Genomic DNA, 23,681 nt, shown 5'->3' with positions numbered 1-23,681 from the left:
CTCAAATCTGAGTGTCAGTCGTCACAGGTGTAACGGGTTAAGTCGCTTTAGCAATAAGGTTACTTAACAGACATGCGTTGTAACGGAATCTCAAACTGAGACGGATTAAAGCTGACGCCTTCTACACGTTTGTTGAAAATGGTGCGGTTTTGTTCATAACTGATTGGAATGTAGATTGCTTGCTCATGCAGCGTTTTTAGTACGTAGCTGTAATGGGATTGACGTTCTGTCTCGTCAATTGACTCTAGTGCTTCAAGGATGCGACTATCGATCTCTTGTTTCTCAGGGATACCTTGTTGCGCTTCATAGTCACCGTAAACGGGTTTACGCATACCGCCAAGAAAAGACTGCGGATCATAAGGGGTACCCCAAGAGATATTGAACGAAAGATCAAAGTCACCATGTTTCAAACGATCACGGTGAGCCTGCTCTTCCTCACCAACGAGTTTCATTTTCAAGCCCACTTTAGACCATTCACTTTGCAAATACTGTGCAATCGTGCGTTCCACAACTTTGTCACTGTCGTAGGAAAGTGTAATCTCGAAAGGCTTGCCGTTTAGCTTGCGTACTTTGCCATCTTTCTTCCAACCAGCTTCATCCAACAGCTTCTCGGCTTGTGCAACGTCATACTGATACGGTGTCAAGTCGATATCTGCGTAAGGAACGTTGTTTGCCAATAGCGTGTCGGCCGGCTTTTCCAAACCTAGCATGATACGTTCGGCAATGATCGCTTTGTTGGTTAGATGAGTAAGCGCTTGACGTACTCGGGTATCACTTAGATTTTCTCTGGTCGAATTCAGAATCAGCATTCGGGTCGAAACAGGCTCTGAAAGCGTCGTACCAAAGCGCGGATCTTTCTCAAATTGCTTGAATGATTGCGCGCTGATTAATTGCAGGCCGTAAACCATATCCACTTCCCCACTGCGCAGTGACAGCAAGCGTGATTGGTTGTCAGGAATCACTTTCGCGATGATCTTGTCAACTTGAGGTATCTGACCCCAGTAATTTGCGTTGCGTTCAAACGTCGCACGCTGATCGACCACGTTATCTGTTAGGACGTAGCTACCTGTTCCCACATAACAGCTAGTTCCGTTTTTCGTCGCGCCATCTTTGAAGCATTTCGGAGAAAGAAAACGGAACGGACGTGTCACACCGAGTTCAACGAGAAATGGGTAGTAGGACTCAGCAAACTCAACTTCAACCGTGTTGCTGTCAACGATGCGAACACTCTCTTTACCAGACTTTTCAACTTCTACCATCAGGCGGATAGATTCCAACCAAGTGTGACGGTTTGCGTTATCCAGCAAAGCATCAAAGTTTGCTTTAACAACACTAGCATCAAACTTAGTACCGTCAGAAAACGTCACGTCGTCTCGTAGTTTAAAGGTATAGATTTTGCCGTCTTCGGACGTACTCCAGCTTGTCGCCAACCATGGCTCTAAGACACCATTTTCACCGAGGTGAACCAAACCCTCAAAAATCAGGTTTTGCGCGAAAATCTCACCACCGTACAGATGTGGGTTAAGGTCACGAATATCTCGATAGTTTGCCAGCGTCAGAGTGCTTTCCTGAGCATGCGTACTTTGAATCGGGAGAATGGCGGATATGACGACCGCGCTAACGGTGATAAATTTTTTTAATGGCATAAACGAAACCTTAAGTCCTAATGTTGTAACAGGGCTATCTTGTCGCATCCAAGAGATTTGAAATGACGGTATTCTCGGCGTTCTAAGATGCAAAGTATTGGCGACACGATGTGTCTACTTACATACAAATTTTACAGCACGCTTAGTCTAATTTTTTAATCTGGATCAAGTTAACCTTAATGAGAAGGTAATTGAAAACGATTTGCATCTGCAATACATAACTTGCGCTTAGCAGTCACAACTGCAACATTTTTTTTATCGATAAATCAGAAATCAATGATGCGAAAGAGCTCATCACCATAAAGTCATGCAAGCACTCAGCAGCAATAATTGCTCACAATTAAATTGTTCACAATTTAACTTCCAGATTGCTAGTGTGCTACGTAAACAAACGGATACACAAACTCATAACGCAAGAGGTTAGCGACTCATGATTACTCTCCATCACCTCAACAAATCACGCTCTAAACGTATTATCTGGCTACTTGAAGAACTTAATGTTCCTTACCAAGTAAAAGCGTACCAACGTGACGCGGTGACCAATTTAGCACCAGCAGAGCTCAAAGCGATTCATCCGCTGGGTAAGTCACCGGTTATCGAAGAAAATGGCCAAGTGTTGGCGGAATCCGGTGCCATTACCGAGTATTTGGCGCAGCGTTTTTCTTCCGCCTCTCTTGCACCAGCGCAAGATTCAGCGGAGTATCCGCTTTACTTACAGTGGCTGCACTTCGCAGAAAGCTCAGCTGCGTTGCCGCTTTTACTCCACTACTTCCTAAAGATTGACGGCACTGAAACACGCTTTCTCGATGGCTACAGTAAACAAGAGTTGGCGCTGATCTTGAGGTACCTCAACGATCACCTAACAGCCAATACTTGGTTGGTTGGCAGGCAATTTACCGCAGCTGATATTCTGTTGTCTTGGATTGTCGAGGTGGCTGCTCAGCTAGAGCTTCTTGGCGACTATCCTGCATTGGCCGCTTATCTCGCGACGCTTCAACAGCGTCCTGCCGCGCAAAAAGCCGCAGAGCTTGAAGCTCAATACGACAAATCAAGCGCTTAAACGCATTAATGGTCGATATAGTGAATATTCTAAACCGAGTTATTTATTGACCAACATCAACAAATTAACAATTTGCATAAATATCGATTTCTTGCATAAATATCCGTATTAATGGGTGACGTAATAGTCTATCAACTACGTCACCCCATATTTTTTCATCCCTTCGAATTTAATATCCCCACAAAAACTGTCGTTATTTTTACCGATGGTTTTTTGTGAGCAAGTCTAAAGTTATTTCCGCCTATCCATAGTACTTTTTAGCCACTACTTAGATTAGTAATTCTTATAGCTTCAATGTGGTAATTGAACGTTAAACGTACAGCTAAGCGGGAAGAAAGCACTTCCTGCTAAGGAGAATGCTATGACCGCCCACGTCGTCCAAGAACCGAAAAAGTCTGGCGGCTTTTTTACTCGTTTCAAGTTCCCTTCTGCCTACACCATATTATTTGCGCTGATCGCCATCGTGGCACTGATGACCTGGATCATTCCTGCCGGCCAATATGAGCGGGAAATGAATGAAGACCTAGGTCGAGAAGTCCCAGTTGCTGGCACCTACGCCAGTGTAGAAAGCAATCCACAAACCCCTATTGATGTGCTACTTGCACCGATTGACGGCTTTTACGACCACAACAGCTATGAAGCTGGTGCTATCGATGTATCGCTATTTGTGCTCGTCATTGGTGGTTTCTTAGGTCTTGTCACCGCAACCGGCGCGATTGATGCCGGTATCGAACGCGTTACTCGCCGCCTTGAAGGGCGAGAAGAGTTAATGATCCCCATCCTCATGGCGCTGTTTGCCGCTGGCGGTACTGTGTATGGCATGGCGGAAGAGTCGCTGCCATTTTATACCTTGCTGGTGCCGGTCATGATGGCTGCGCGATTTGACCCCTTAGTAGCCGCAGCGACTATTTTGCTTGGCGCTGGTATCGGCGTTCTGGGCTCAACCATTAATCCATTCGCAACGGTCATCGCAGCTAACGCCTCCGGCATACCTTTTACTGAGGGCATTATGTTGCGTCTGGCGATGTTGGTTGTTGGCTGGGTAATTTGCGTTGCTTATGTGATGCGCTATGCCAAGATGGTCAAAGCCGATCCAACCAAATCGATTGTTTACGATAAGTACGAAGAAAATAAAGCACACTTCCTTGGCAATAAAGGCGATGAATCGCTAGAGTTCACCGCTACCCGTAAAGTCATTCTCACCATTTTCGGTGGCTCATTTGCTGTGATGATTTATGGCGTATCGGTTGCTGGATGGTGGATGGCCGAAATTTCAGCCATGTTCCTGGCCGCATCAATTTTGGTGGGTCTCGTCGCTAAGATGAGTGAAGAATCCTTTATCGATAACTTCATTGAAGGAGCACGCGATTTGTTGGGCGTGGCACTGATTATCGGTATTGCGCGAGGTATTGTAGTGGTGATGGATAGAGGCATGATCACCGATACCATACTGAACTCCGCCGAACATATCGTTACCGGGCTCTCATCCGTGGTGTTTATTAACGTCATGTTCTTCTTAGAAATTCTATTGTCCTTCTTGGTGCCGTCAACGTCAGGGCTTGCGGTACTCACCATGCCAATTATGGCGCCACTGGGTGACTTTGCAGGTGTTGGACGAGATCTGGTTATTACTGCCTATCAATCGGCGTCTGGGCTGGTCAATCTCATCACCCCAACCTCGGCAGTGGTCATGGGAGGCCTCGCGATAGCGCGAGTTCCTTATGCGCGATGGCTCAAGTGGGTCGCACCGCTTATGGCAATTCTAACCGTGTTCTGCGTCGTCATGTTAAGCCTAGGTACCCTACTCGGCTAACTAAACTCAATTACCCCAATGTGTTGCCCGCTGCCTGTCAGCGGGCTTTTTTGTATTAAACCCGGCTCAAGGTTCTAGGCTCTGGGGTCTTGGGTCTTGGGTCTTGGGTCTTGGGTTGAGACTAAACAGTGATATGAATCACATATTTGATTGAAATCCTGTTAACAAATGGCGTTTTGACGTGAGAAAAACCACTAACTAGTAGAGGGCGATGCATATTTTGTCGCATTAGCCACCACCATTAAATAAACTAATGCGAATTGAATTTCTTCCATCCTTGAACAATTCACTATCTTGGCAAGAAAGCCTGCATATTATTCCCATAAAAGTCCTATTTTAACCCATTGTCTATTCAACTTATTCCGAATAGATATTGTTAACAGCACCCTCAAATAACAATAGTTTGCAGCGATAATATGTGTGATCGTGATCTAATACGGCTTGAATATTTTGCTTCATATTATAACCACCACAGCGAAGCTAATAATAAATACCCTACATAAAACTCGATGAGTTTTAATAAATATTAGAGAGACTTGATTATGAATAAACTCTATGTTGGTTCTGAAGTTGGTCAGCTACGTCGCGTGTTAATTCACCGTCCACGCCGTGCTCTCACACACTTAACTCCATCAAACTGCCACCAGCTCCTTTTCGATGATGTGCTTGCTGTCGAGAAAGCCGGCGAAGAACATGACGTGTTTGCAAAAACGCTAGAATCCCAGGGCGTTGAGGTCTTACTACTGACTCACTTGCTCGCAGAAACACTAGCGATTCCAGAGGCGAAAGATTGGCTGCTAAACACCCAAGTATCCGATTTTCGCTATGGCGCAACCTTCGCGAATGATGTGAGATGCTACTTAGGCGACCTGCCAAACCTTGAGCTCGCGAAAGTGCTTACTGGCGGTCTGTCTTTCGGTGAAATGTCACTTGAATCATCTTCAATGCTGCAATCACTGTACAAAAAGAACGACTTCATTATCGACCCACTACCGAACCATCTGTTTACCCGCGATACCTCATGCTGGGTATATGGCGGCGTGTCAATTAACCCGATGGCGAAAGTCGCCCGTCAACGCGAAACCAACCATCTTCGTGCAATTTACCGCTGGCATCCAACGTTCGCTTGTCAAGATTTTATTAAGTACTTCGGTGATGAACCTTTGGCGTATGACCACTCGACTATCGAAGGAGGTGATGTGCTGGTCATTGGTAAAGGCGCCGTTCTGATTGGTATGTCTGAACGCACCACTCCGCAGGGCGTTGAGCACTTAGCGTCTAGTCTGTTTAGACATGGCGAGGCAAAACAAGTGATCGCATTAGAGCTTCCAAAAGATCGCTCTTGCATGCATCTCGATACCGTGATGACACACATGCGTGAAGATACTTTCTCGGTCTATCCGAATGTGATTCCAGATGATGTGAAGTGCTGGAGTTTAACCGGTGATGAATCTGGTCGCGTCAAAGCCGCTCAGCAAAGCTCGTACATCTCAACTATCGAAAAAGCGCTGCAAGTCGACAAGCTCAATCTTATTACTACCGGTGGCGATAACTTTGAAGCCGAACGGGAGCAGTGGAACGATGCCAACAATGTACTTACCGTGAAGCCAGGTGTGGTCATTGGCTACGAGCGCAATACCTACACCAATGAGAAATACGACAAAGCCGGTATCACTGTACTGCCCATCCCAGGTGATGAACTTGGCCGTGGCCGTGGCGGCGCTCGCTGCATGAGCTGTCCTATTGAACGTGATGGTATTTAACCATTCCCAAAGACTCAAATGCTCTGGATAAAGACTATGAAAAAACAAACCATTGTCGTCGCTCTTGGCGGTAACGCACTGCTAAAAAGAGGCGAGCCACTCGAAGCGGAAGTACAAAGACACAATATTGAAGTCGCGGTTAACACCATCGCTAAAATTGCTGAGCAATATAATGTCGTATTGGTGCATGGAAATGGCCCTCAAGTTGGTTTACTGGCGCTGCAAGGACTGGAGTACAAAAAGGTCAACCCGTACCCACTCGACGTACTTGGCAGCGAAACGCAAGGCATGATCGGCTACATGTTGATGCAAGAGTTCAAAAACCAAATGCCGGATAGAAACGTCACCTGCATGCTGACTCAAATGACGGTCGATCCGAAAGACCCCGCGTTTCAAAATCCGACTAAGCCGATTGGTCCGATCTATGAGAAGCAAGAAGCTTGCGAACTCGCTGAGAAATATCACTGGACGATTAAACCAGACGGACAGCATTTCCGACGTGTGGTACCAAGCCCTCAGCCAACAGGCATTATTGAACATGAAGCGATTACTTCGTTGATAGAACAAGGTCACTTAGTAATCTGTACTGGCGGCGGCGGTATTCCGGTTACGCGCAAAGAGGGCAAGTTGGTTGGCGTAGAAGCGGTGATAGACAAGGACATGTCAGCTGCCTTCCTAGCGAAGCAGCTCAACGCAGATCGTCTGTTGATTTTGACTGACGCCGATGCGGTGTACCTCGATTGGGGTCAACCAACGCAGCGTCCACTGCACGCCACGACACCAGCAGAGCTTTCCCAGTATCAGTTTGATGCTGGCTCAATGGGGCCAAAAATTGACGCCTCTTGTGAGTTCATTCAGCAAGGCGGAAAAATGGTTGGCATTGGCTCATTAGAAGACGGCCTTCGCATCCTAGAAGGCAATGCAGGCACAGTTATTACCAAACGTTAATTCACATTCCATCACAATGATATGACGCGCTGGCTCAATTTAAGCGGTATGAGCCACCGCTAAGACAGAAAAGGACACTATTATGGCTTTCAATCTTCGTAATCGTAACTTCCTAAAACTCCTTGATTTCACGCCTCGCGAAATCGGTCATTTGTTAGAGCTGTCCATTGAGCTAAAAAAAGCCAAGTACAACGGATATGAGCAGCCACGCCTTAAAGGTAAAAACATCGCGCTTATCTTCGAAAAAACGTCGACTCGCACCCGCTGCGCGTTTGAAGTTGCAGCATTCGATCAAGGCGCGCAAGTCTCCTATCTTGGTCCTACCGGTTCTCAGATTGGCCACAAAGAATCGATGAAAGATACCGCTCGTGTATTGGGCAGAATGTACGACGGCATCGAGTATCGCGGGTATGGTCAATCAATCGTTGAAGAATTAGGTCAGTACGCTGGCGTGCCTGTTTGGAATGGCCTAACCGATGAGTTCCACCCAACTCAAATTCTGGCTGACTTTATGACTATGATGGAGCATTCTCCGAACAAACCACTAAGTGCGATTACCTTCGCGTACCTTGGTGATGCGCGCAATAACATGGGTAACTCACTCATGGTAGGTGCGGCAAAAATGGGTATGGAAATCCGCCTTGTAGCGCCAAAAGCATTCTGGCCTGAAGCGTCTCTGATTGAGCAATGCCAAACCATCGCAGCAGACACAGGGGCGAAGATTGTCCTAACCGAAGACGTGCAAGAAGGCGTGCAAGGCTGTGACTTCCTGTACACCGACGTATGGGTGTCCATGGGTGAAGCCAAAGAGGCTTGGGCAGAGCGCATCAAGCTAATGCTGCCTTACCAAGTCAATATGGATGTGATTAAGGCGACGGGCAATCCAAACGTGAAGTTTATGCACTGTCTACCAGCCTTCCATGGTGAAGATACCATCGTGGGTAAAGGCCTAGCCGCTGACTACCCAGAGCTATCACAAGGGTGTGAAGTGACCGATGAAGTGGTTGAGTCTCCATACTCTATCGTGTTTGATGAAGCAGAGAATCGAATGCACACCATCAAAGCCGTTATGGTGGCGACATTAGGTCAATAATCCACTTATTCTATAGCACGAACAAAAGCGAGGGGTTTCTCTCGCTTTTGAGTGATTAAACAATAACCTGCAGTCAAAATGAGAAATGGGCATATATTTTACTTTTTCACAATTTGATAGTGTATGAGTTGCTATTAATAATAAATAACAACACATAAAACCACCTCAAGGATGAGTTTTACTATTTAGTAGGTGAAACATGTACGACACTCCTGATTTAGACAACCCTACTGTCGATGAGAAAAAACTCACCGAAGTGTGCAAAAATCTGCTGCAACAACAAAGCTTCACAACCCAGAACAAACTTAGGCAAGCCCTTGTCGCTCTTGGCTACCATGGGATCAGCCAATCTACAGTCTCACGCCTTCTTGCCCAGCTTGGCGTTGTCAAAATGCAAAATGCTTGTGGCAAAAAAGCGTACTGCTTAACCTCAGAAAGCAGCTCGGTTCGCGTTGATTCTTCTATCTCTTCTCAAATCGAACTCATCACTAACAATCAATCGTTGGTGGTGATCAAGACCCACCCTGGTAGTGCACAATTGATAGCGAGACTCATCGATATCGACCCACACGCCGACATCCTCGCAACTATCGGAGGCAACGACACCATTTTAGTGGTGCCAAAACATGTCAAAGATGTCGATCGCTGTGAGCAAGTCGTGCGAGCGCGATTAGGTGCATAGCACCTTTACTAAGAAGCAAAGGGGAAAAGACAAAGGATAAAAGGCAAAACGCAAAATCAAACCAGTACATAAAACGGGATAATCCCTTAGGATTTATCCCGTTTTTTTTTGGGTTTGCTTTATGATGGAGCTTAGACACAACAAATTTGAGGAACCCCTATGTCAATGTCGGAAGAGTCTAAGCAGCAGCGTCATAAAGAGCGCCAACAGAAAGTCAAAGAGAATGTCGATCAGAAAATCGCCAATGCTCAAATTGAGAAAGGCCTGCTACTGATCATCACCGGAAACGGTAAAGGAAAATCGACATCAGGGTTTGGCACAGTCGCACGCGCCGTTGGACACGGCAAAAAGTGTGCAGTGGCACAGTTTATCAAAGGGACATGGGACAACGGTGAGCGTAACCTACTCGAAAAGCTTGGTGTTGAATTTCAGGTGATGGCGACGGGCTTTACTTGGGAAACCCAAAACAAAGCTGCGGATACTGAAGCGGCTCAAGGCGTCTGGCAAGAGTGCAAGCGTATGCTGCAAGATGAGTCTATTGATGTCGTCCTATTTGACGAACTGACCTACATGGTGAGTTATGGTTATATTGAGCTTGATGAAGTCGTCGAGGCACTTAATAAGCGCCCTGCTATGCAGTCAGTCATTATCACCGGACGCGCCGCGCATCGAACACTGATTGAAATGGCGGACACCGTTTCCGAAGTGAAAAACGTTAAACACGCCTTTGAATCTGGTGTGAAAGCACTTAAAGGTGTTGATTGGTAACTCATATGGGGTACAAAATAGGATAATTCGTGCATGACAATGGTTTGCATTTCGTTTAAATTAAACACAAATGCAACATAACATTAACACGGAGAGTTTTATGGAAAGTTGTACTCTGACCCTTTGGATGCATACGAGCGAGCATCAGTTTGTCCTAGGATGGGGACCAATACAAAGCATGCAGGACTCCACAGAGTGTTGGGACGACGTTGAACCCAGCACAGAGCCATCAAGCATATCGCTAACCATTCGCAGACCCGATGGTGCGATCGATAGCAAAATGGTCGACATGGCAACAGTTGCTGAGTTGATTACCCAATGGGAAACCATCGTCGAGACAGAACAAGATCTCGACCTACACTGGTAACCACATACCGATAAGAAAAATGCCAGCCTCGAAAGGCTGGCATTTTTTGTTTAAAAAGATAGGTTAGTTAAAGAGACCTTTCAGCAGGCTATCTACTGCTTTTTTCGTCTTTTCATCTTTAATGCCTAATCGCTCAGTGGCACGCTCGACTTCTTTTTTAGCTTTCTCTTTGAGCACATCGTCAAACACCAACGCAAATTTCGGATCCGTCCACGCACCGGTGATTCGAATTGGAATCGTGACATCTCTCAGCTCATCGATATTCTGGCCGCCCTGCCCTTCAAGGGTACCAACAACCGAAGTGCTCACGACAAAGTCAGCCGTCTCATTAATATAATTAGCAGAGCCATCACCTTTCACACGCAGTAGCGGCGATTCCGCCGTCATATCATTAGTCGACACCACACCATTGGCGAGCTTGAGTGTTGCTTTCATCGCACTAAAGTCGGTTTTCTTAGGGCCTTTTTCTCCATCCAAAGACTGGCCTTTAAAGCGAGCGTAGTTTTCACGAATAAGCTGCGCCACATTGATACCATTAACTGCGCCATCGGCAAAGTTGATTTTCACCGTACCCGACAAGTTCTTCTTCATCGCAGTGGGTGCAAGACCTTTACCTTTGACATTAACATCAATATTGCCCGTGCCTTCCAACATATCGTTGTTTGCCACATCAACCAGCAATGGCTGCACTTTGACGCCTTTGATACGTTTCACTGCGCTGTATGATGCTGGTGACTTGCGCGCATCCAGCTTGCCAGTTGCCGTAATGGAACCACCGTAAAGCTGCGAGCTGAAAGAGTTCAGCGTAGCCACGCCGCGATTCACAGCAAAATCGGTCTTCACTTGCTGCATATGAGCATTGCCCGCTTTGAATTTATCGATAGTGATCTTACCTTGAACATCCAAACCGCTAAGCGCCGTTAAATCAGGTTCAACCTCTTGTGCAGGCGCACTCGTTCCCGAATCACCCGTTCCAGATTCACCACCTTTAGAGTCAGTGCTAGCAGCTGTTTGGTTCAAGCCCAAAAACTCATCTAAATCGATATTTGGGCTATGCAGTGAGAAGCGCACTTTAGGGATGTCCGCCAACTGCACCGTTGCTTTACCATCCAGCTCAATCTTATTGACGGTCAATTTCTGCAATACAAAATCAAGGAAGCTTTTATTCAAGTCAAAGCTGAGATCCGAAGCCATGGTGATTTTCATAGGCGACTGCGGCAACGCAGCACCGTTTAAGGTCGAATCCAATGATAAACCGCTCAGCTTAACCAGTGAGATGGCTTTATCAACGGTAAACGTAGTACCGCCTTTCGCATCAAAGGTGAGATCAGCAGCATTGCCTTTCATTGAGAAATCGATGGCATTTGGCTTATCAAATTCAAACGTCGCCAGTTTTAACTGCGCTTGCTGAATCTGGTTTGCCGCATCCTTGTAGGTTGCATCAAACTCAATATTCTTAAGTGCATACTCAGCAAAGCCCTGCGCCAATTTAAAGTCAGCGATACCTTTTGCTGTGAACTGCTGATCGTTATTTTGGCCTTTAAGCTCAAAGTTCGCCGTCGTCCATTGGTCGACTGCGAACTCGGTCACATTCAAGCCCACATCATAAAGCTTAGTGAAAGTCCCTGTTTGCGCGTTTGATACCTCAAGCAGCGCATTTGACACTGTGACACCAGATAGAGAAATCTGCCATCCATCGGCGGCTGATGTGGACGCTTCCGCTGGCGCATCGCTGGTCGCAGCAGGATCTGCAACCGTCTCTGTTTGCGGCGCTGCCGTCAAGGCATCAAGATTTGAGCTGCCATCTTTAAGGGTTTCTAAATAAACCTGCGCGCCATCTAACGTTATCGAGCCAATCTCCAACGTTTTATCGAGTAGCGGCATCACAGCCACACTGACGCCGACTTGGCTTACACTAAATAGATTTGGGTTTTGAAAACCTTGTGGGTTTTTAAGGCTAGTTTGGCCGAGCTCTAGGCCTACCGACGGAAAGAACTGCCAGCTGATGTCACCGCTGATTTCAAGCTCTAGACCGGTTTGGTTTTTCACTTGCTCAGCGAGCATAGGTTTGAACTGATTAGGGTTGACGAACATCACCAGTGCGGCGACACCCAACACGATCACCAGCACTGGGATGGCGAGAATGAGGAGGAGTTTTTTCATTAGCAACTTCCTTGCAAGGCTGAAAACCTAAAAACAAAAAGTGGCACATAAAGTGCCACTAATTAGTTAAAAAATAAAGCAATTTAAACGCCGTTCAAGCACCCATTTATTATAGGACATTCTCACCGCGTTCATTGTGCGTTTTCAATCCGAACTGAGTCAGGATTATGCACGAAGTAGTTTAGCGATGTGCGCTTTTAACACGTCGATTGCAATACGGTTTTTACCGCCACGTGGAACAATAATGTCCGCGTGTTGCTTTGACGGTTCAATAAACTGCATAAACATAGGACGAACTGTCGATTGGTACTGTTTTAAAACAGATTCCATTGTACGACCACGTTCTTCAACGTCACGTTTAACGCGGCGCAGTAGACAGATATCAAGTGGTGTATCCATGAACACTGTCGCGTGCATGAGTTTACGTAGACGAGGATCTGTCAGCAGTAGAATACCTTCAAGGATGATCACTTTCTTTGGTGTCATAGAGGTGCTATTTTCAGTGCGTGTGTGCTCAGTGTAGCTGTACTCTGGTACTTCAACCGCTTCACCATTGATCAACTGCTCTAGGTGATCACAAAGTAGATCGTGGTCAAGAGCATTTGGGTGGTCGTAGTTGGTTTTAACACGCTCTTCCATGCTCAAGTGACTTTGATCGTTGTAGTAACAATCTTCCGTGATGACACCGATTTGATGATCGCCAACCTTCTCGCGAAGTTCATTATAGATAGTGCTCGCGATGAGGCTTTTTCCAGAAGCAGAAGCGCCAGCGATACCGACGATGACACATTGATTATTATCAGACATTCTTTGCACCTAGTACATATATGGTGGTGAGGACAAAACCGCGTAATTATATGGACATCATTCAATAGATACTAGTCGATATCTCACTTATTTGACGTTCAATTTTGTCTCAGATCGAAGAATGAAAAAATGCAATCGATTACCCACCAACGCACTGTTTGCTTAATAACCAATCAAATTCATATCGAGTTATTCGACCATCTTAAACAAGATTGAGTCTGGTTTCGGTTTGCCACTCCAAAATAGATCCGAGCAGACTCTTTCAGCAAGCTCTCGATAGATGGTTGCATGCTCACTTTCTGGCTGTGAAACTACCGTTGGCGCACCATTATCAATCGACTCGCGAATATCGATATGAAGTGGTACCTGACCAAGAAGATTCAAACCGAATTTAGCCGCCATCCACTCTGCACCGCCAGCCCCAAAAATGTGCTCTTTAGAGCCACATTGGCTACAGATGTGATAGCTCATGTTCTCTACAATACCGACCACAGGTACCGAAACCTTCTCGAACATAGCTGCGCCTTTAATCGCGTCCGCCAAAGCAAGATCTTGCGGCGTAGTAACGATAAGTGCGCCCGTTACCGGTATTTGCTGAGATAAGGTCAGCTGAATATCCCCTGTGCCCGGTGGCATATCGATAACCAAGTAATCCAAATCTGGCCACTCCGTTTCATTAAGAAGCTGAGCTAATGCTTTAGACGCCATAGGGCCACGCCAAATTGCTGCATCGTCAGTGCTCATCAGGTACCCAATAGATTGCGTGTAAATACCATGTGCCGGCACTGGTTGCATCCATTTGCCTTCACGCACCTCTGGATGCGCATCGATTTGACCAAGCATGATAGGGATAGAAGGGACGTATACATCGGCATCTAAAATACCGACTTTTGCTCCCAACTGACTGATTGCCAATGCTAGATTGACCGCCGTCGTCGATTTACCCACGCCACCTTTTGCCGAAGTTACCGCAATGACGTTTTTCACGCCTTTGATTTCCGTCGCGACCGTGGTTTCTAGTGCTTTGGTACTGGCGGATACGGAGAAAGGAAACTTAGCAACTTTGCCAGAGGCTTGCTTGCCCTCAATCCAGCGAGCTAACGCCTCTCGCGCAGAGAGGTTGGCAAACGGCAGAGCAATTTGAAACTCACCCGAGGCTGCAACCTTAACCACATCAGGGACTTCACTCCATCCCAGCTTGAGGTTTGAGTGGCTGAACTCCCCTAGCCATTGGCAAAAATCTTGTTTCGATTCGAACGTGCGCATCATGCATTCCTTATTATTGTTAGTCTTTTGCTAATCTTCCTAAGATTAGCACTCACTTGGCCGAACCAGAACCCTAAAAAAGTTGGGGAGATTGATGTCGGATACCTTGGAGTCATGCCACGCATCATGTAGTATTAGCCAATATTTTTACTCTGAATAAAGAAAGCGAAACTAAGTATGGCAACCGATCCAAGAAAACTGTTGGTCACTTGTGCACTTCCGTACGCTAACGGCTCTATCCACCTAGGTCATATGCTTGAGCATATCCAAGCGGATATTTGGGTGCGCTACCAACGTCTACGTGGCAACGTAGTAAACTTCATTTGTGCTGATGACGCTCACGGCACACCAATCATGCTGAAAGCTCAGCAGATGGGGATCACGCCGGAAGAAATGATCGCAGCAGTTAGTGAAGAGCACCAGAAAGACTTCGCTGGCTTTGATATCAGTTTTGACAACTACCACAGCACGCACTCAGACGAGAACCGCGAGTTGGCATCTCATATTTACCTTGAGCTGAAGAAGAATGGCTTCATTTCTAGCCGCACTATTTCTCAGCTGTTTGACCCAGAAAAAGAGATGTTCCTACCGGATCGCTTCGTTAAAGGTACTTGCCCGAAATGTAAGTCGGAAGATCAATACGGCGACAACTGTGATAACTGTGGCGAAACCTACAGCCCAACTGAACTGATTAATCCTAAATCAGCCGTGTCTGGCGCGACACCAGTCATGAAAGACTCTGAGCACTTCTTCTTCGACCTGCCTCAGTTTGAAAGCATGTTAAAAGAGTGGACTCGCTCTGGCTCGCTTCAATCTGAAACAGCGAACAAGATGCAAGAGTGGTTCGAGTCAGGTCTGCAGCAGTGGGATATTTCTCGCGATGCACCTTACTTCGGTTTCGAAATCCCAGGCGAAAAGAACAAGTTCTTCTACGTTTGGCTAGATGCCCCTGTTGGCTACATGGCGTCATTCAAAAACCTTTGTGGCAAACGTGACGACCTCGATTTCGATGAGTACTGGAAAAAAGACAGCTCGACTGAGCTCTACCACTTCATCGGTAAAGACATTGTTTACTTCCACAGCCTATTCTGGCCAGCAATGCTCGAAGGCAGTGGCTTCCGTAAGCCAAATAACGTTTTCGTTCACGGCTACGTGACGGTAAACGGCGCTAAGATGTCTAAGTCGAAAGGCACCTTCATCAAGGCGGCAACGTACCTAAACCACTTGGATCCTGAGTGTCTACGTTACTACTACGCTGCTAAGCTAAACAGCCGTATTGACGATCTAGACCTTAACCTGGAAGACTTCACGCAACGTGTTAACGCTGACGTCGTCAACAAGATTGTTAACCTAGCTTCTCGTAACGCTGGCTTCATCAGCAAACGTTTCGAAGGCAAGCTTTCTGACAACTTTGCTGAGCCTGAGCTATACAACGAATTCGTTGCAGCCGCTGACCGCATCGCAGAGCTTTACGAGTCTCGCGAGTTTGGTCGTGCAATCCGTGAAATCACGGCATTAGCTGACAAAGCAAACCAGTACGTTGACGAGAAAGCACCTTGGGTTGTTGCTAAAGAAGAAGGCAAAGACCAAGAGCTTCAAGACATCTGTTCAGTGGGTATTAACCTATTCCGCGTTCTGATGACGTACCTGAAGCCAGTTATGCCAGATTTGGCAGCGCGTACAGAAGCATTCCTAAACGAAACGCTAACATGGGAAGGTATTGCCGCGCCGCTTACTGGTCACGAAATCACTAAGTTCAAAGCCCTGTTTAACCGCATCGATCCTAAGAAAGTAGAAGCGATGATTGAAGCTTCTAAAGAAGACGCGGCAGCAGAAGTTGCGGCGAAAGAAAAAGCGGAAGCAGAGAAGAACAAAGCAAGCCAAACTGAGCTTGATAAAGATCCTATCGCTGATGAGATCGAGTTTGACGACTTTGCCAAAGTGGACATGCGTATTGCTCGCATCATTTCTTGTGAAGAAGTGCCAAAAGCGAACAAGCTACTTAAGTTCCAGCTAGATATTGGCGGAGAAACTCGCCAAGTATTCTCTGGTATTAAGTCGGCATACAAACCAGAAGAACTAGAAGGCAAGCTAACTGTTATGGTAGCAAACCTGAAGCCTCGCAAGATGAAGTTTGGTATGTCTGAAGGCATGATCCTAGCCGCAGGCCCTGGTGGTAGCGACTTATGGATCCTTGAGCCACACGAAGGTGCTCAGCCAGGCATGCGTGTGATGTAACACGTTAATATCGCTAGACTAAAGCCAGCATTCTTGCTGGCTTTTTTTGTGACTTAATTCACAGATAATGTGCAATTGCACCAAAACGCAGCACCTCTCCCTACCCCAAAAGTATTAAGTTACTGTTTTATATCAATATTCCATCTTGGCACTCCCTTTGCTCTATATCTCTTGAAGACATTAGACGACATAAAGGAGGTCGTTATGTTTGTATTGATATCTCTAGTCTTATCCGTGGCTATTTTGGCTGCGATTTATCGCTATGCAAAAATCACCGAGGCCAAGGTAGAGCGTAAATATCAATTGGTCGTGCAACTGCGTGATCTCATCACCCTAATTCGCCAGCATCGCACCGCGACTCACTATCAATTAATGTTTGATCAGAAGAAGATCAAACACCTGGAAAAAATTGAAATGGCGATGGAAGAATGCTGTCTCAAACTGATCAACATTGCCCACTTTGACAACAAACCGCTCTATCGAGTGCTACACAGCAACGTCAAACTGCTTTCTCGCTCATGGAAGAAACACACTGTCAGTAAGAACCAAATTGTCCACGGCAAACTGATCCGTCAAACCCTTTTCTTGGTTGACGAAATTTTCACCGCTTGGCTAATAGATTCAGAGCGAGAGGAACTAGAACAGGAATATCGTAATGTTTGGCAAGGCGTGATCGATTCATTGGACTGTTTGACTCAGCTACGTATTTGTATTGATGGCACAGACTCTGAACTCGGCAGGCAGCGCATTCTTCACTACTGTAAGCAAATGCACCGCAAAGTAAATCACCTTAGCCTTGTTGGACCATTGAGCGTTCCATCACCTATGTACAGCACCACGGTCAGTAAAATTGAAGCCTTAATTGAAAATCCAGATACGCCACTGGACAAAGAATTTATGTACCAACTTACAGCCGAGTTGTCAGAGCTCATCTTCTCTAGTTATGACGGACTGGTCAGTGAAATTGCGAGTGATCTCTATCAACCAGTGCCGAACATAATGACGGTCTGAGTTTGTCACTTACCTTTCATAATCAAGAAGTAGGCTATTAAGGATATAACCCAAGGCACCATTTCAATAGGTCTCGATGAAAGCACAACCTTGGGTTAACCCCGTTCGCATGGAGGCGACAATGACATATTCTCTAGGAAAAACATCCAGCGCGGTTCGCCGCATGTTCAGCTTGACGCCAGAAGGTGGCGTGAGTCACGAATGCTACTATCGACGTTTAGCAGATCTGAGAAAGCTAATCGCCTTACTGAGAATGCACCGAGAAGCGACCCATTACAGCTTATTGTTCGGACACAATAACCAAAGGCAGCAAACTAGTGCACGTGTCCAACTTCAGCTACTGCTAGAGAGCCGTGCTCTGCATCACCTAGATGGATTTAGCGACATTAAGGCGTGTGTCACGCAGCAACTTCAACACTGGCAACAGCAAACTGTGCGAGACAATCAACTGGTGCATAGTCAATTGATTCGAGATGCGCTGATTTTGGTTCAAAGTACCATCTCCACTTGGGCAAAAGCAGATGGCCAAACTCACCTGCTGCCTACTCAGCGCAAAAGCTGGCAGGCCATTGTGCCCTACATGGACACGCTCACCACATTACGGTTGCACATTGAAACGCTGGGAAAAAAAGACAGTCAGAACGCAATCCGTAGTCTGATTAAGCAATTAAGCCACCAGCTCAGTGCGCTGCACATCAGCCAAGATTTAAGCTTGCAGCAGCATCTGCATGAGGATTTACTGGCGCGCATTGCCGATGTCGACGCAGACAGCTCAGCTGATGAGTTTAAGCAGCGTCTATACCGCATAACTTCACAATTGTCGGAGCTTATTTTTCACTGCTATGACCGCTCGGTCACGACGGTGGCACAGTCGATTTACTCAACACTGCCGAAAATTGCAGTGGCATAAAAAAACCGCCAATCGGCGGTTTTTTCTATTCGTAATCAACGTCTATTAACTGTCGTCTTCTGTAAAGTTGCTCGGCAGTGTGGTCTTCATCTGAGTCCAGATTTGGCCACTTTCCATACCGTATTGACGAATAGCGTTAGGCAGTCTGTCACGATCTCCCGTGCGGCATACCTCTAACAGCTCTTTATAGAAATTAAGTGCCAAAGTACGTGCTTCTGGGTTTGAAAAGTAGTACGAGCCAACACGGTCATACAGCTTCTTAAGACCATTGAAGATCAAACCATAGATTTGGTTTCCAGAATGGAACGCCAAACGCTGGAACAACGAGTAGTCGTAGAAATTAAAGGTTTGAGCGATGAGCGATGCCTGGCGTGCCGCTTCATCTTTATCGCCGTCATCTTTTACGTGCGCCTTGAGTTTATCGGCATACGGTGACGACGCAATGAACGCGTCCCAAGACTCTGCATTCAGCAAGCTTTCGCAAGACTCAATGATACCTTCGATAGTGCGTTCAGCATTTTCTTTGTTCGCTTTAAATGCATAGCGCATGAAAATTGGGCTGATGTTAGTGCGAGCCGCAAGCAGGTCTTCAACGATCGATGTCGCATTATCCGCATCAAGCGTCATGAGCGTATCAAGAATATGCAGACCCGAGGTCTCCATGAATTGGTTTACTTTGGTTGGCTTACCATGTTGGATAGTTAGCCAGCCATCACGGGCTAGTCGCTGCAACACTTCACGCAGCGTAGTTCGTGTGACCCCAATTAGTTCTGACAGCTCTCGCTCAGCTGGGAGAATTGAGCCTGGTGGGAAACGGCCGTTCCAGATACTCTCAATAATATACTTTTCAGCGAACCCTGCTGGGCTCTTCGCCTTAATTACCATTATGGGGTGTTTCCAATCTATTGTATTTATCGTTACATGAAACTCATCATACCACTACTTCCAGATTTTGGTAAACCTACACTACTTATCTATGTAACAATAACAAAATGGAGTAATAACTCTATTTTGACATTTAGACAGCTATATCCATTTATGGGTACGAAGCATGAATATTACATGAGTATTTACTTTTTATTAATATTACAAACTCCTGAATTGCATGATGTTAGTGAACTTCATTCGCCTGATCAATCAATAAGATATTTCCGATGAATTGGTAAGAATTCGCCTAAAAAACATGCTTTTTTGACAGCTGTGATTGTCATATCATCCTAGAGCAGTGTTTCATTCAGAACACGGTCAACAAAGAAAAAAATCAACCATTGACTGCAGCTATACCTAGCTTATTTCGTATAGATCGCGTTTTTGGCAAAAAGTGCCTTTTTCATTATGTCTAAAGGTAATTTTTGTTGACTAAATCTTACCGAGGAGTATCTTTTCGGGCGAAGCAAGGAGTGCTTAGCAGCTGAGGGACTTGGCAAGTGAACATACTCCCCACTCCGTTTATGCAGTGCGTGATTTTTGTTCGTTTTCTAAGTTTTTTAATTCTGCCGATTTATTTGGAAGCCCACTCAAATACTCTTCGTACCCTTTGCTACTGTCGATTAATAACAACATAAGAGTATTCCCATGCCGATGTCCCTTGGAAATGCATTTATCAAGAACTTTCTTGGTAAGGCACCCGATTGGTATAAACTAGCGATCATCGCTTTCCTAATCATCAACCCTATTGTTTTCTTCCTCGTTGACCCGTTCGTTGCAGGTTGGCTGCTTGTTGTGGAATTCATTTTCACTCTTGCTATGGCACTTAAGTGCTACCCGCTACAACCTGGTGGTTTACTCGCCATAGAAGCTGTCGCAATTGGCATGACAAGCTCCGACATGGTTATGCATGAACTGATCAACAACATAGAAGTATTATTGCTTCTGGTCTTCATGGTTGCTGGTATCTACTTTATGAAACAGCTCCTGCTGTTCATCTTTACTAAGATATTGCTTGGCATTCGCTCGAAGGCTGTGTTGTCTTTGGCCTTCTGTTTTGCTGCGGCTTTCCTATCTGCATTCCTAGATGCACTAACGGTCATTGCGGTTGTTATCAGCGTGTCAGTTGGTTTCTACTCCATCTACCATAAAGTGGCTTCAGGTAAGAACTACGGCTCGTCTCACGACCACACTCATGACGGTGAAATCACCGATCTGACTCGTGACGATCTAGAAGATTACCGTGCATTCCTACGTTCACTATTGATGCATGCCGGTGTGGGTACAGCACTAGGTGGCGTTATGACTATGGTTGGTGAGCCTCAAAACCTTATCATTGCCGGTCAAGCAGGCTGGGAGTTTGGTGAGTTCATTATTCGCATGCTACCTGTTACGGGGCCTGTACTTATCTGTGGCCTTGCTACCTGTTTCATTGTAGAGAAAATCGGTGTGTTTGGTTACGGCGCAGAATTGCCTGATAACGTGCGTAACATCTTAGTTGAATTCGATCGTGAAGAACGTAAATCGCGTACCAAGCAAGATGTGGCGAAACTTTGGATCCAAGGCGCAATTGCAGTATGGCTGATTGTCGCTCTGGCAATGCACCTAGCAGCAGTTGGTCTTATCGGTCTATCAGTTATCGTTCTAGCAACGGCGTTTACCGGCGTGATTGAAGAGCACTCAATGGGTAAAGCCTTTGAAGAGGCGCTGCCGTTTACTGCACTACTTGCTGTATTCTTCTCCATCGTTGCTGTGATTGTTGACCAAGGTCTATTTAAACCAATCATTGACGCCGTTCTTCACATCGAAGACAAAGGCACTCAGCTTGCACTGTTCTATGTTGCTAACGGTTTATTGTCGATGGTATCCGATAACGTATTCGTCGGTACTGTTTACATCAACGAAGTGAAAACAGCGCTGATTGATGGCGTGATCACTCGTGACCAGTTCGACCTACTGGGTGTTGCAATCAACACAGGTACGAACCTACCATCTGTTGCAACGCCAAACGGTCAAGCAGCGTTCCTATTCCTACTTACTTCAGCGTTAGCACCGCTTATCCGCCTTTCTTACGGTCGTATGGTTATCATGGCACTGCCATACACCATCGTCCTATCGATTGTGGGTCTTCTTGGCATCATCTACCTGGTTGAGCCAATGACTGCATGGTTCTATGAAGCAGGTTGGATTGTTGAGCACACTGGTGCAGTAGTTGAGAGCGCTATCTCATCTGGACACTAATTTTTAGTTGATTGTGAAACTATTCCACGTTAAAAAGCTCTGAGTATTCAGAGCTTTTTTTATTTATCAAGGACGTGACAGTGACACTTCTAGCGAACATTAAGGCATTTTCAAAGACGCGATGGTCTTGGGGATTGCTGCTTCTAGCGATTATCTTTTTCGAAATCTGCGCTCTTTTCTTCCAGCATGTAATGCAACTCGCCCCTTGTGTCATGTGTATCTACGAACGCGTTGCGATGTTTGGCATCGGCGGTGCTGCGTTAATTGGCCTGATTAACCCCAATAATACCTTGCTGAGATGGCTTGGGTTAGGCGCGTGGGGAGCATCTTCTATCAAAGGTCTAACACTATCACTTGAGCACGTGGACTATCAGTTCAACCCTTCCCCATTTAAGACCTGTGATTTGTTTGTGACGTTCCCAGATTGGGCACCATTAAACGAATGGGCACCATGGTTGTTTGAAGCTTATGGCGATTGTTCAAAAGTGGTGTGGCAGTTCTTGTCGCTCTCTATGCCTCAGTGGCTGGTTGTTATCTTTGCGGGTAACTTGGTTGCGTTGGCGATTGTTGTAATTTCGCAGGGTGCGAAAGTGCCATCGGCTAGACATCGTGGGTTTCAATAAAACGGCGATGCGACGATAGGAGCTAGCCTATGGTTCTCCCCCTAATATAGGGGGGAGCTAGAGGGGGTATCTGCGGTGAAGTTACGACAAGTAAAAATTCAAAGTTGTCACCTGAGTTTTTTACCCAATCTGATCCTCTGAACGCTTCTAGGCCTGCGTATTTACCCCTCCTAGCCTCCCCTTATAAAAGGGAGGAACCAAGGCTCGCTTGCGCGTCGCTTAATCAAAAGGCGGTGCGACGATAGGAGCTAGCCCATGGTTCTCCCCCTAATATAGGGGGAGCTAGAGGGGGTCTCTGCGGCGGAGTCGCGACAAGTAACAATTCAGATTTGTCACCTGAGCTCTTTACCCAAGCTGACCCTCTGAACGCTTCGAATCCTACGCATTTACCCCTCCTAGCCTCCCCTTATAAAAGGGAGGAACCAAGGCTCGCTTGCGCGTCGCTTAATCAAAAGGCGGTGCGACGATAGGAGCTAGCCTGCGGTTCTCCCCCTAAGATAGGGGGAGCTAGAGGGGGTCTCTGCGGCGGAGTCGCGACAAGTAACAATTCAGATTTGTCACCTGTGCTCTTTACCCAAGCTGACCCTCTGAACGCTTCGAATCCTACGCATTTACCCCTCCTAGCCTCCCCTTATTAAAGGGAGGAACTACTGGCTCGCTGCGCATCGCTTAATTACTTACCGCAACACTTCTTAAACTTGTTGCCACTACCACAAGGACAAGCATCATTGCGCCCAACCCCTTTAAACGGGTTCACCGTTTGAGACTGATGCCCAACCATCATCTCATCCGCCGCCATTGCGACTTCATTCACCATCGCATCCAGTTGCGGCGCCAAGTCTGCATAGGTTGGCAGTTGCTCAAAGCCCGCTTCACGCATTTGAGCATGCGTTTGCTCTTCGTCCATTGCTAACATCAAAGTCGTCAACAGAGCTTGAAGCATGCGCTCTGTGCCATCAGATAGCGTTTTACCTTGCCATTGCGTCTCAACAACCGGCCAAACCGTCATGAAGCCCTCAGCAAAGTCTGCCGCTTGCTCTTGGTTGTCATCAAGCAAAGCCAGCAATGCGTATTGATTGGTTTTTAGAAGCGCATATTGAGCATGCAGGTGTTCAACGACCCAAGTCTCTTGCTCTGATGTAAAATCGCCGATGACTGAAGATAACCAAGCCTCTGGTTTTAGCGGCTCAGCAGCAAAGTTAGCGGCTAGGATTGCGCCTTCAATAAACGCGCTAGATTCGCCTGTCCAGTCGACAGGAAGCTCGATGAATTTCATTTGTTCACTACACCAATCAAAATTTTCGGCAAGTATATTTACCTCGCCCTAGAAACACAATGGTCGATTCTTTGTTCTA

Annotated in this window: 19 protein-coding genes; 13 read left to right on the top strand and 6 right to left on the bottom strand. The window is 46.3% G+C overall.

All coding sequences use genetic code 11. The features are described 5' to 3' along the window. Positions 1-59: 59 nt before the first annotated feature. Positions 60-1,646 carry a nickel ABC transporter substrate-binding protein gene (gene nikA, locus PG915_RS05280; RefSeq protein WP_353498170.1) on the bottom strand — a complete coding sequence of 529 codons (1,587 nt, stop codon included), beginning with the start codon at positions 1,644-1,646 and terminating at the stop codon, positions 60-62. Between the two features lie 430 nt (positions 1,647-2,076). On the opposite strand from nikA, the gene PG915_RS05275 reads away from it, so the two are divergent. The 8 genes from PG915_RS05275 to PG915_RS05240 all read left to right on the top strand — a co-directional run bounded on the left by PG915_RS05275 (position 2,077) and on the right by PG915_RS05240 (position 10,140). Beyond that, on the top strand, positions 2,077-2,706 hold the full coding sequence (locus tag PG915_RS05275; protein WP_353498169.1) for a glutathione S-transferase family protein: 630 nt from the start codon (positions 2,077-2,079) through the stop codon (positions 2,704-2,706). A 361-nt stretch (positions 2,707-3,067) separates the two neighbouring features. Further along, on the top strand, positions 3,068-4,519 hold the full coding sequence (locus PG915_RS05270; protein WP_353498168.1) for a YfcC family protein: 1,452 nt from the start codon (positions 3,068-3,070) through the stop codon (positions 4,517-4,519). Positions 4,520-5,061: 542 nt separating this feature from the next. Next, positions 5,062-6,282: an arginine deiminase gene (arcA, locus tag PG915_RS05265; protein WP_353498167.1), complete on the top strand. Its 1,221-nt coding sequence runs from the start codon at positions 5,062-5,064 to the stop codon at positions 6,280-6,282. Positions 6,283-6,318: 36 nt separating this feature from the next. Beyond that, positions 6,319-7,230 (top strand): carbamate kinase, encoded by a 912-nt coding sequence (gene arcC, locus PG915_RS05260; RefSeq protein WP_353498166.1) that lies wholly within the window; start codon positions 6,319-6,321, stop codon positions 7,228-7,230. 82 nt (positions 7,231-7,312) lie between these two features. Then, entirely contained in the window at positions 7,313-8,323 is a 1,011-nt protein-coding gene (locus PG915_RS05255) for an ornithine carbamoyltransferase (protein ID WP_353498165.1), read from the top strand. A 199-nt stretch (positions 8,324-8,522) separates the two neighbouring features. Then, a complete protein-coding gene (locus tag PG915_RS05250) occupies positions 8,523-9,005 on the top strand; it encodes an arginine repressor (protein WP_353498164.1) in 483 nt (160 codons plus the stop codon). A gap of 159 nt (positions 9,006-9,164) precedes the next feature. Beyond that, positions 9,165-9,773: a cob(I)yrinic acid a,c-diamide adenosyltransferase gene (gene cobO / locus PG915_RS05245; protein WP_353498163.1), complete on the top strand. Its 609-nt coding sequence runs from the start codon at positions 9,165-9,167 to the stop codon at positions 9,771-9,773. A gap of 100 nt (positions 9,774-9,873) precedes the next feature. Continuing rightward, positions 9,874-10,140, top strand: coding sequence for a hypothetical protein (locus PG915_RS05240; RefSeq protein WP_353498162.1), 267 nt, complete (start codon positions 9,874-9,876; stop codon positions 10,138-10,140). A gap of 63 nt (positions 10,141-10,203) precedes the next feature. On the opposite strand, the gene PG915_RS05235 is transcribed toward PG915_RS05240, so the two are convergent. The 3 genes from PG915_RS05235 to apbC form a co-directional block, all read right to left on the bottom strand. Further along, positions 10,204-12,303 carry an AsmA family protein gene (locus PG915_RS05235; RefSeq protein WP_353498161.1) on the bottom strand — a complete coding sequence of 700 codons (2,100 nt, stop codon included), beginning with the start codon at positions 12,301-12,303 and terminating at the stop codon, positions 10,204-10,206. Between the two features lie 165 nt (positions 12,304-12,468). Next, positions 12,469-13,110, bottom strand: coding sequence for a uridine kinase (gene udk / locus PG915_RS05230; protein WP_353498160.1), 642 nt, complete (start codon positions 13,108-13,110; stop codon positions 12,469-12,471). Between the two features lie 189 nt (positions 13,111-13,299). Then, positions 13,300-14,376, bottom strand: coding sequence for an iron-sulfur cluster carrier protein ApbC (apbC, locus tag PG915_RS05225; RefSeq protein WP_353498667.1), 1,077 nt, complete (start codon positions 14,374-14,376; stop codon positions 13,300-13,302). Positions 14,377-14,553: 177 nt separating this feature from the next. Between apbC and metG the strand changes: the two genes are divergently transcribed. The 3 genes from metG (at position 14,554) to PG915_RS05210 (ending at position 18,535) form a co-directional block, all read left to right on the top strand. Then, positions 14,554-16,614: a methionine--tRNA ligase gene (metG, locus tag PG915_RS05220; protein WP_353498159.1), complete on the top strand. Its 2,061-nt coding sequence runs from the start codon at positions 14,554-14,556 to the stop codon at positions 16,612-16,614. 204 nt (positions 16,615-16,818) lie between these two features. Then, positions 16,819-17,625 (top strand): hypothetical protein, encoded by an 807-nt coding sequence (locus tag PG915_RS05215; RefSeq protein WP_353498158.1) that lies wholly within the window; start codon positions 16,819-16,821, stop codon positions 17,623-17,625. A 121-nt stretch (positions 17,626-17,746) separates the two neighbouring features. After that, positions 17,747-18,535 (top strand): hypothetical protein, encoded by a 789-nt coding sequence (locus tag PG915_RS05210; protein ID WP_353498157.1) that lies wholly within the window; start codon positions 17,747-17,749, stop codon positions 18,533-18,535. Positions 18,536-18,580: 45 nt separating this feature from the next. Here the strand turns inward: PG915_RS05210 and fadR are convergent, their stop codons facing one another. Then, positions 18,581-19,420, bottom strand: coding sequence for a fatty acid metabolism transcriptional regulator FadR (gene fadR / locus PG915_RS05205; RefSeq protein ID WP_353498156.1), 840 nt, complete (start codon positions 19,418-19,420; stop codon positions 18,581-18,583). 690 nt (positions 19,421-20,110) lie between these two features. On the opposite strand from fadR, the gene nhaB reads away from it, so the two are divergent. Next, on the top strand, positions 20,111-21,703 hold the full coding sequence (gene nhaB, locus PG915_RS05200) for a Na(+)/H(+) antiporter NhaB (protein ID WP_353498155.1): 1,593 nt from the start codon (positions 20,111-20,113) through the stop codon (positions 21,701-21,703). A gap of 80 nt (positions 21,704-21,783) precedes the next feature. After that, on the top strand, positions 21,784-22,326 hold the full coding sequence (gene dsbB, locus PG915_RS05195; RefSeq protein ID WP_353498154.1) for a disulfide bond formation protein DsbB: 543 nt from the start codon (positions 21,784-21,786) through the stop codon (positions 22,324-22,326). A gap of 673 nt (positions 22,327-22,999) precedes the next feature. On the opposite strand, the gene PG915_RS05190 is transcribed toward dsbB, so the two are convergent. Then, positions 23,000-23,602: a YecA family protein gene (locus PG915_RS05190; RefSeq protein ID WP_353498153.1), complete on the bottom strand. Its 603-nt coding sequence runs from the start codon at positions 23,600-23,602 to the stop codon at positions 23,000-23,002. Between the last annotated feature and the right edge of the window lie 79 nt (positions 23,603-23,681).

It is taken from the genome of Vibrio sp. CB1-14, from assembly GCF_040412085.2.
GTDB classification, from domain to species: domain Bacteria; phylum Pseudomonadota; class Gammaproteobacteria; order Enterobacterales; family Vibrionaceae; genus Vibrio; species Vibrio chaetopteri.
The sequence above is the reverse complement of the archived record's forward strand: the minus strand, read 5'-3'. Positions and strand labels throughout refer to the sequence as shown.

Excerpts from the sequence above, each read along its gene's own strand:
- apbC (WP_353498667.1), bottom strand. The coding sequence starts at position 14,376 with ATGCGCACGTTCGAATCGAAACAAGATTTTTGCCAATGGCTAGGGGAG.
- PG915_RS05275 (WP_353498169.1), top strand. The coding sequence starts at position 2,077 with ATGATTACTCTCCATCACCTCAACAAATCACGCTCTAAACGTATTATC.
- PG915_RS05250 (WP_353498164.1), top strand. The coding sequence starts at position 8,523 with ATGTACGACACTCCTGATTTAGACAACCCTACTGTCGATGAGAAAAAA.
- PG915_RS05255 (WP_353498165.1), top strand. The coding sequence starts at position 7,313 with ATGGCTTTCAATCTTCGTAATCGTAACTTCCTAAAACTCCTTGATTTC.
- PG915_RS05210 (WP_353498157.1), top strand. The coding sequence starts at position 17,747 with ATGACATATTCTCTAGGAAAAACATCCAGCGCGGTTCGCCGCATGTTC.
- metG (WP_353498159.1), top strand. The coding sequence starts at position 14,554 with ATGGCAACCGATCCAAGAAAACTGTTGGTCACTTGTGCACTTCCGTAC.
- udk (WP_353498160.1), bottom strand. The coding sequence starts at position 13,110 with ATGTCTGATAATAATCAATGTGTCATCGTCGGTATCGCTGGCGCTTCT.
- PG915_RS05270 (WP_353498168.1), top strand. The coding sequence starts at position 3,068 with ATGACCGCCCACGTCGTCCAAGAACCGAAAAAGTCTGGCGGCTTTTTT.
- PG915_RS05240 (WP_353498162.1), top strand. The coding sequence starts at position 9,874 with ATGGAAAGTTGTACTCTGACCCTTTGGATGCATACGAGCGAGCATCAG.
- arcA (WP_353498167.1), top strand. The coding sequence starts at position 5,062 with ATGAATAAACTCTATGTTGGTTCTGAAGTTGGTCAGCTACGTCGCGTG.
- nhaB (WP_353498155.1), top strand. The coding sequence starts at position 20,111 with ATGCCGATGTCCCTTGGAAATGCATTTATCAAGAACTTTCTTGGTAAG.
- PG915_RS05235 (WP_353498161.1), bottom strand. The coding sequence starts at position 12,303 with ATGAAAAAACTCCTCCTCATTCTCGCCATCCCAGTGCTGGTGATCGTG.
- nikA (WP_353498170.1), bottom strand. The coding sequence starts at position 1,646 with ATGCCATTAAAAAAATTTATCACCGTTAGCGCGGTCGTCATATCCGCC.
- PG915_RS05215 (WP_353498158.1), top strand. The coding sequence starts at position 16,819 with ATGTTTGTATTGATATCTCTAGTCTTATCCGTGGCTATTTTGGCTGCG.
- cobO (WP_353498163.1), top strand. The coding sequence starts at position 9,165 with ATGTCAATGTCGGAAGAGTCTAAGCAGCAGCGTCATAAAGAGCGCCAA.
- fadR (WP_353498156.1), bottom strand. The coding sequence starts at position 19,420 with ATGGTAATTAAGGCGAAGAGCCCAGCAGGGTTCGCTGAAAAGTATATT.
- PG915_RS05190 (WP_353498153.1), bottom strand. The coding sequence starts at position 23,602 with ATGAAATTCATCGAGCTTCCTGTCGACTGGACAGGCGAATCTAGCGCG.
- arcC (WP_353498166.1), top strand. The coding sequence starts at position 6,319 with ATGAAAAAACAAACCATTGTCGTCGCTCTTGGCGGTAACGCACTGCTA.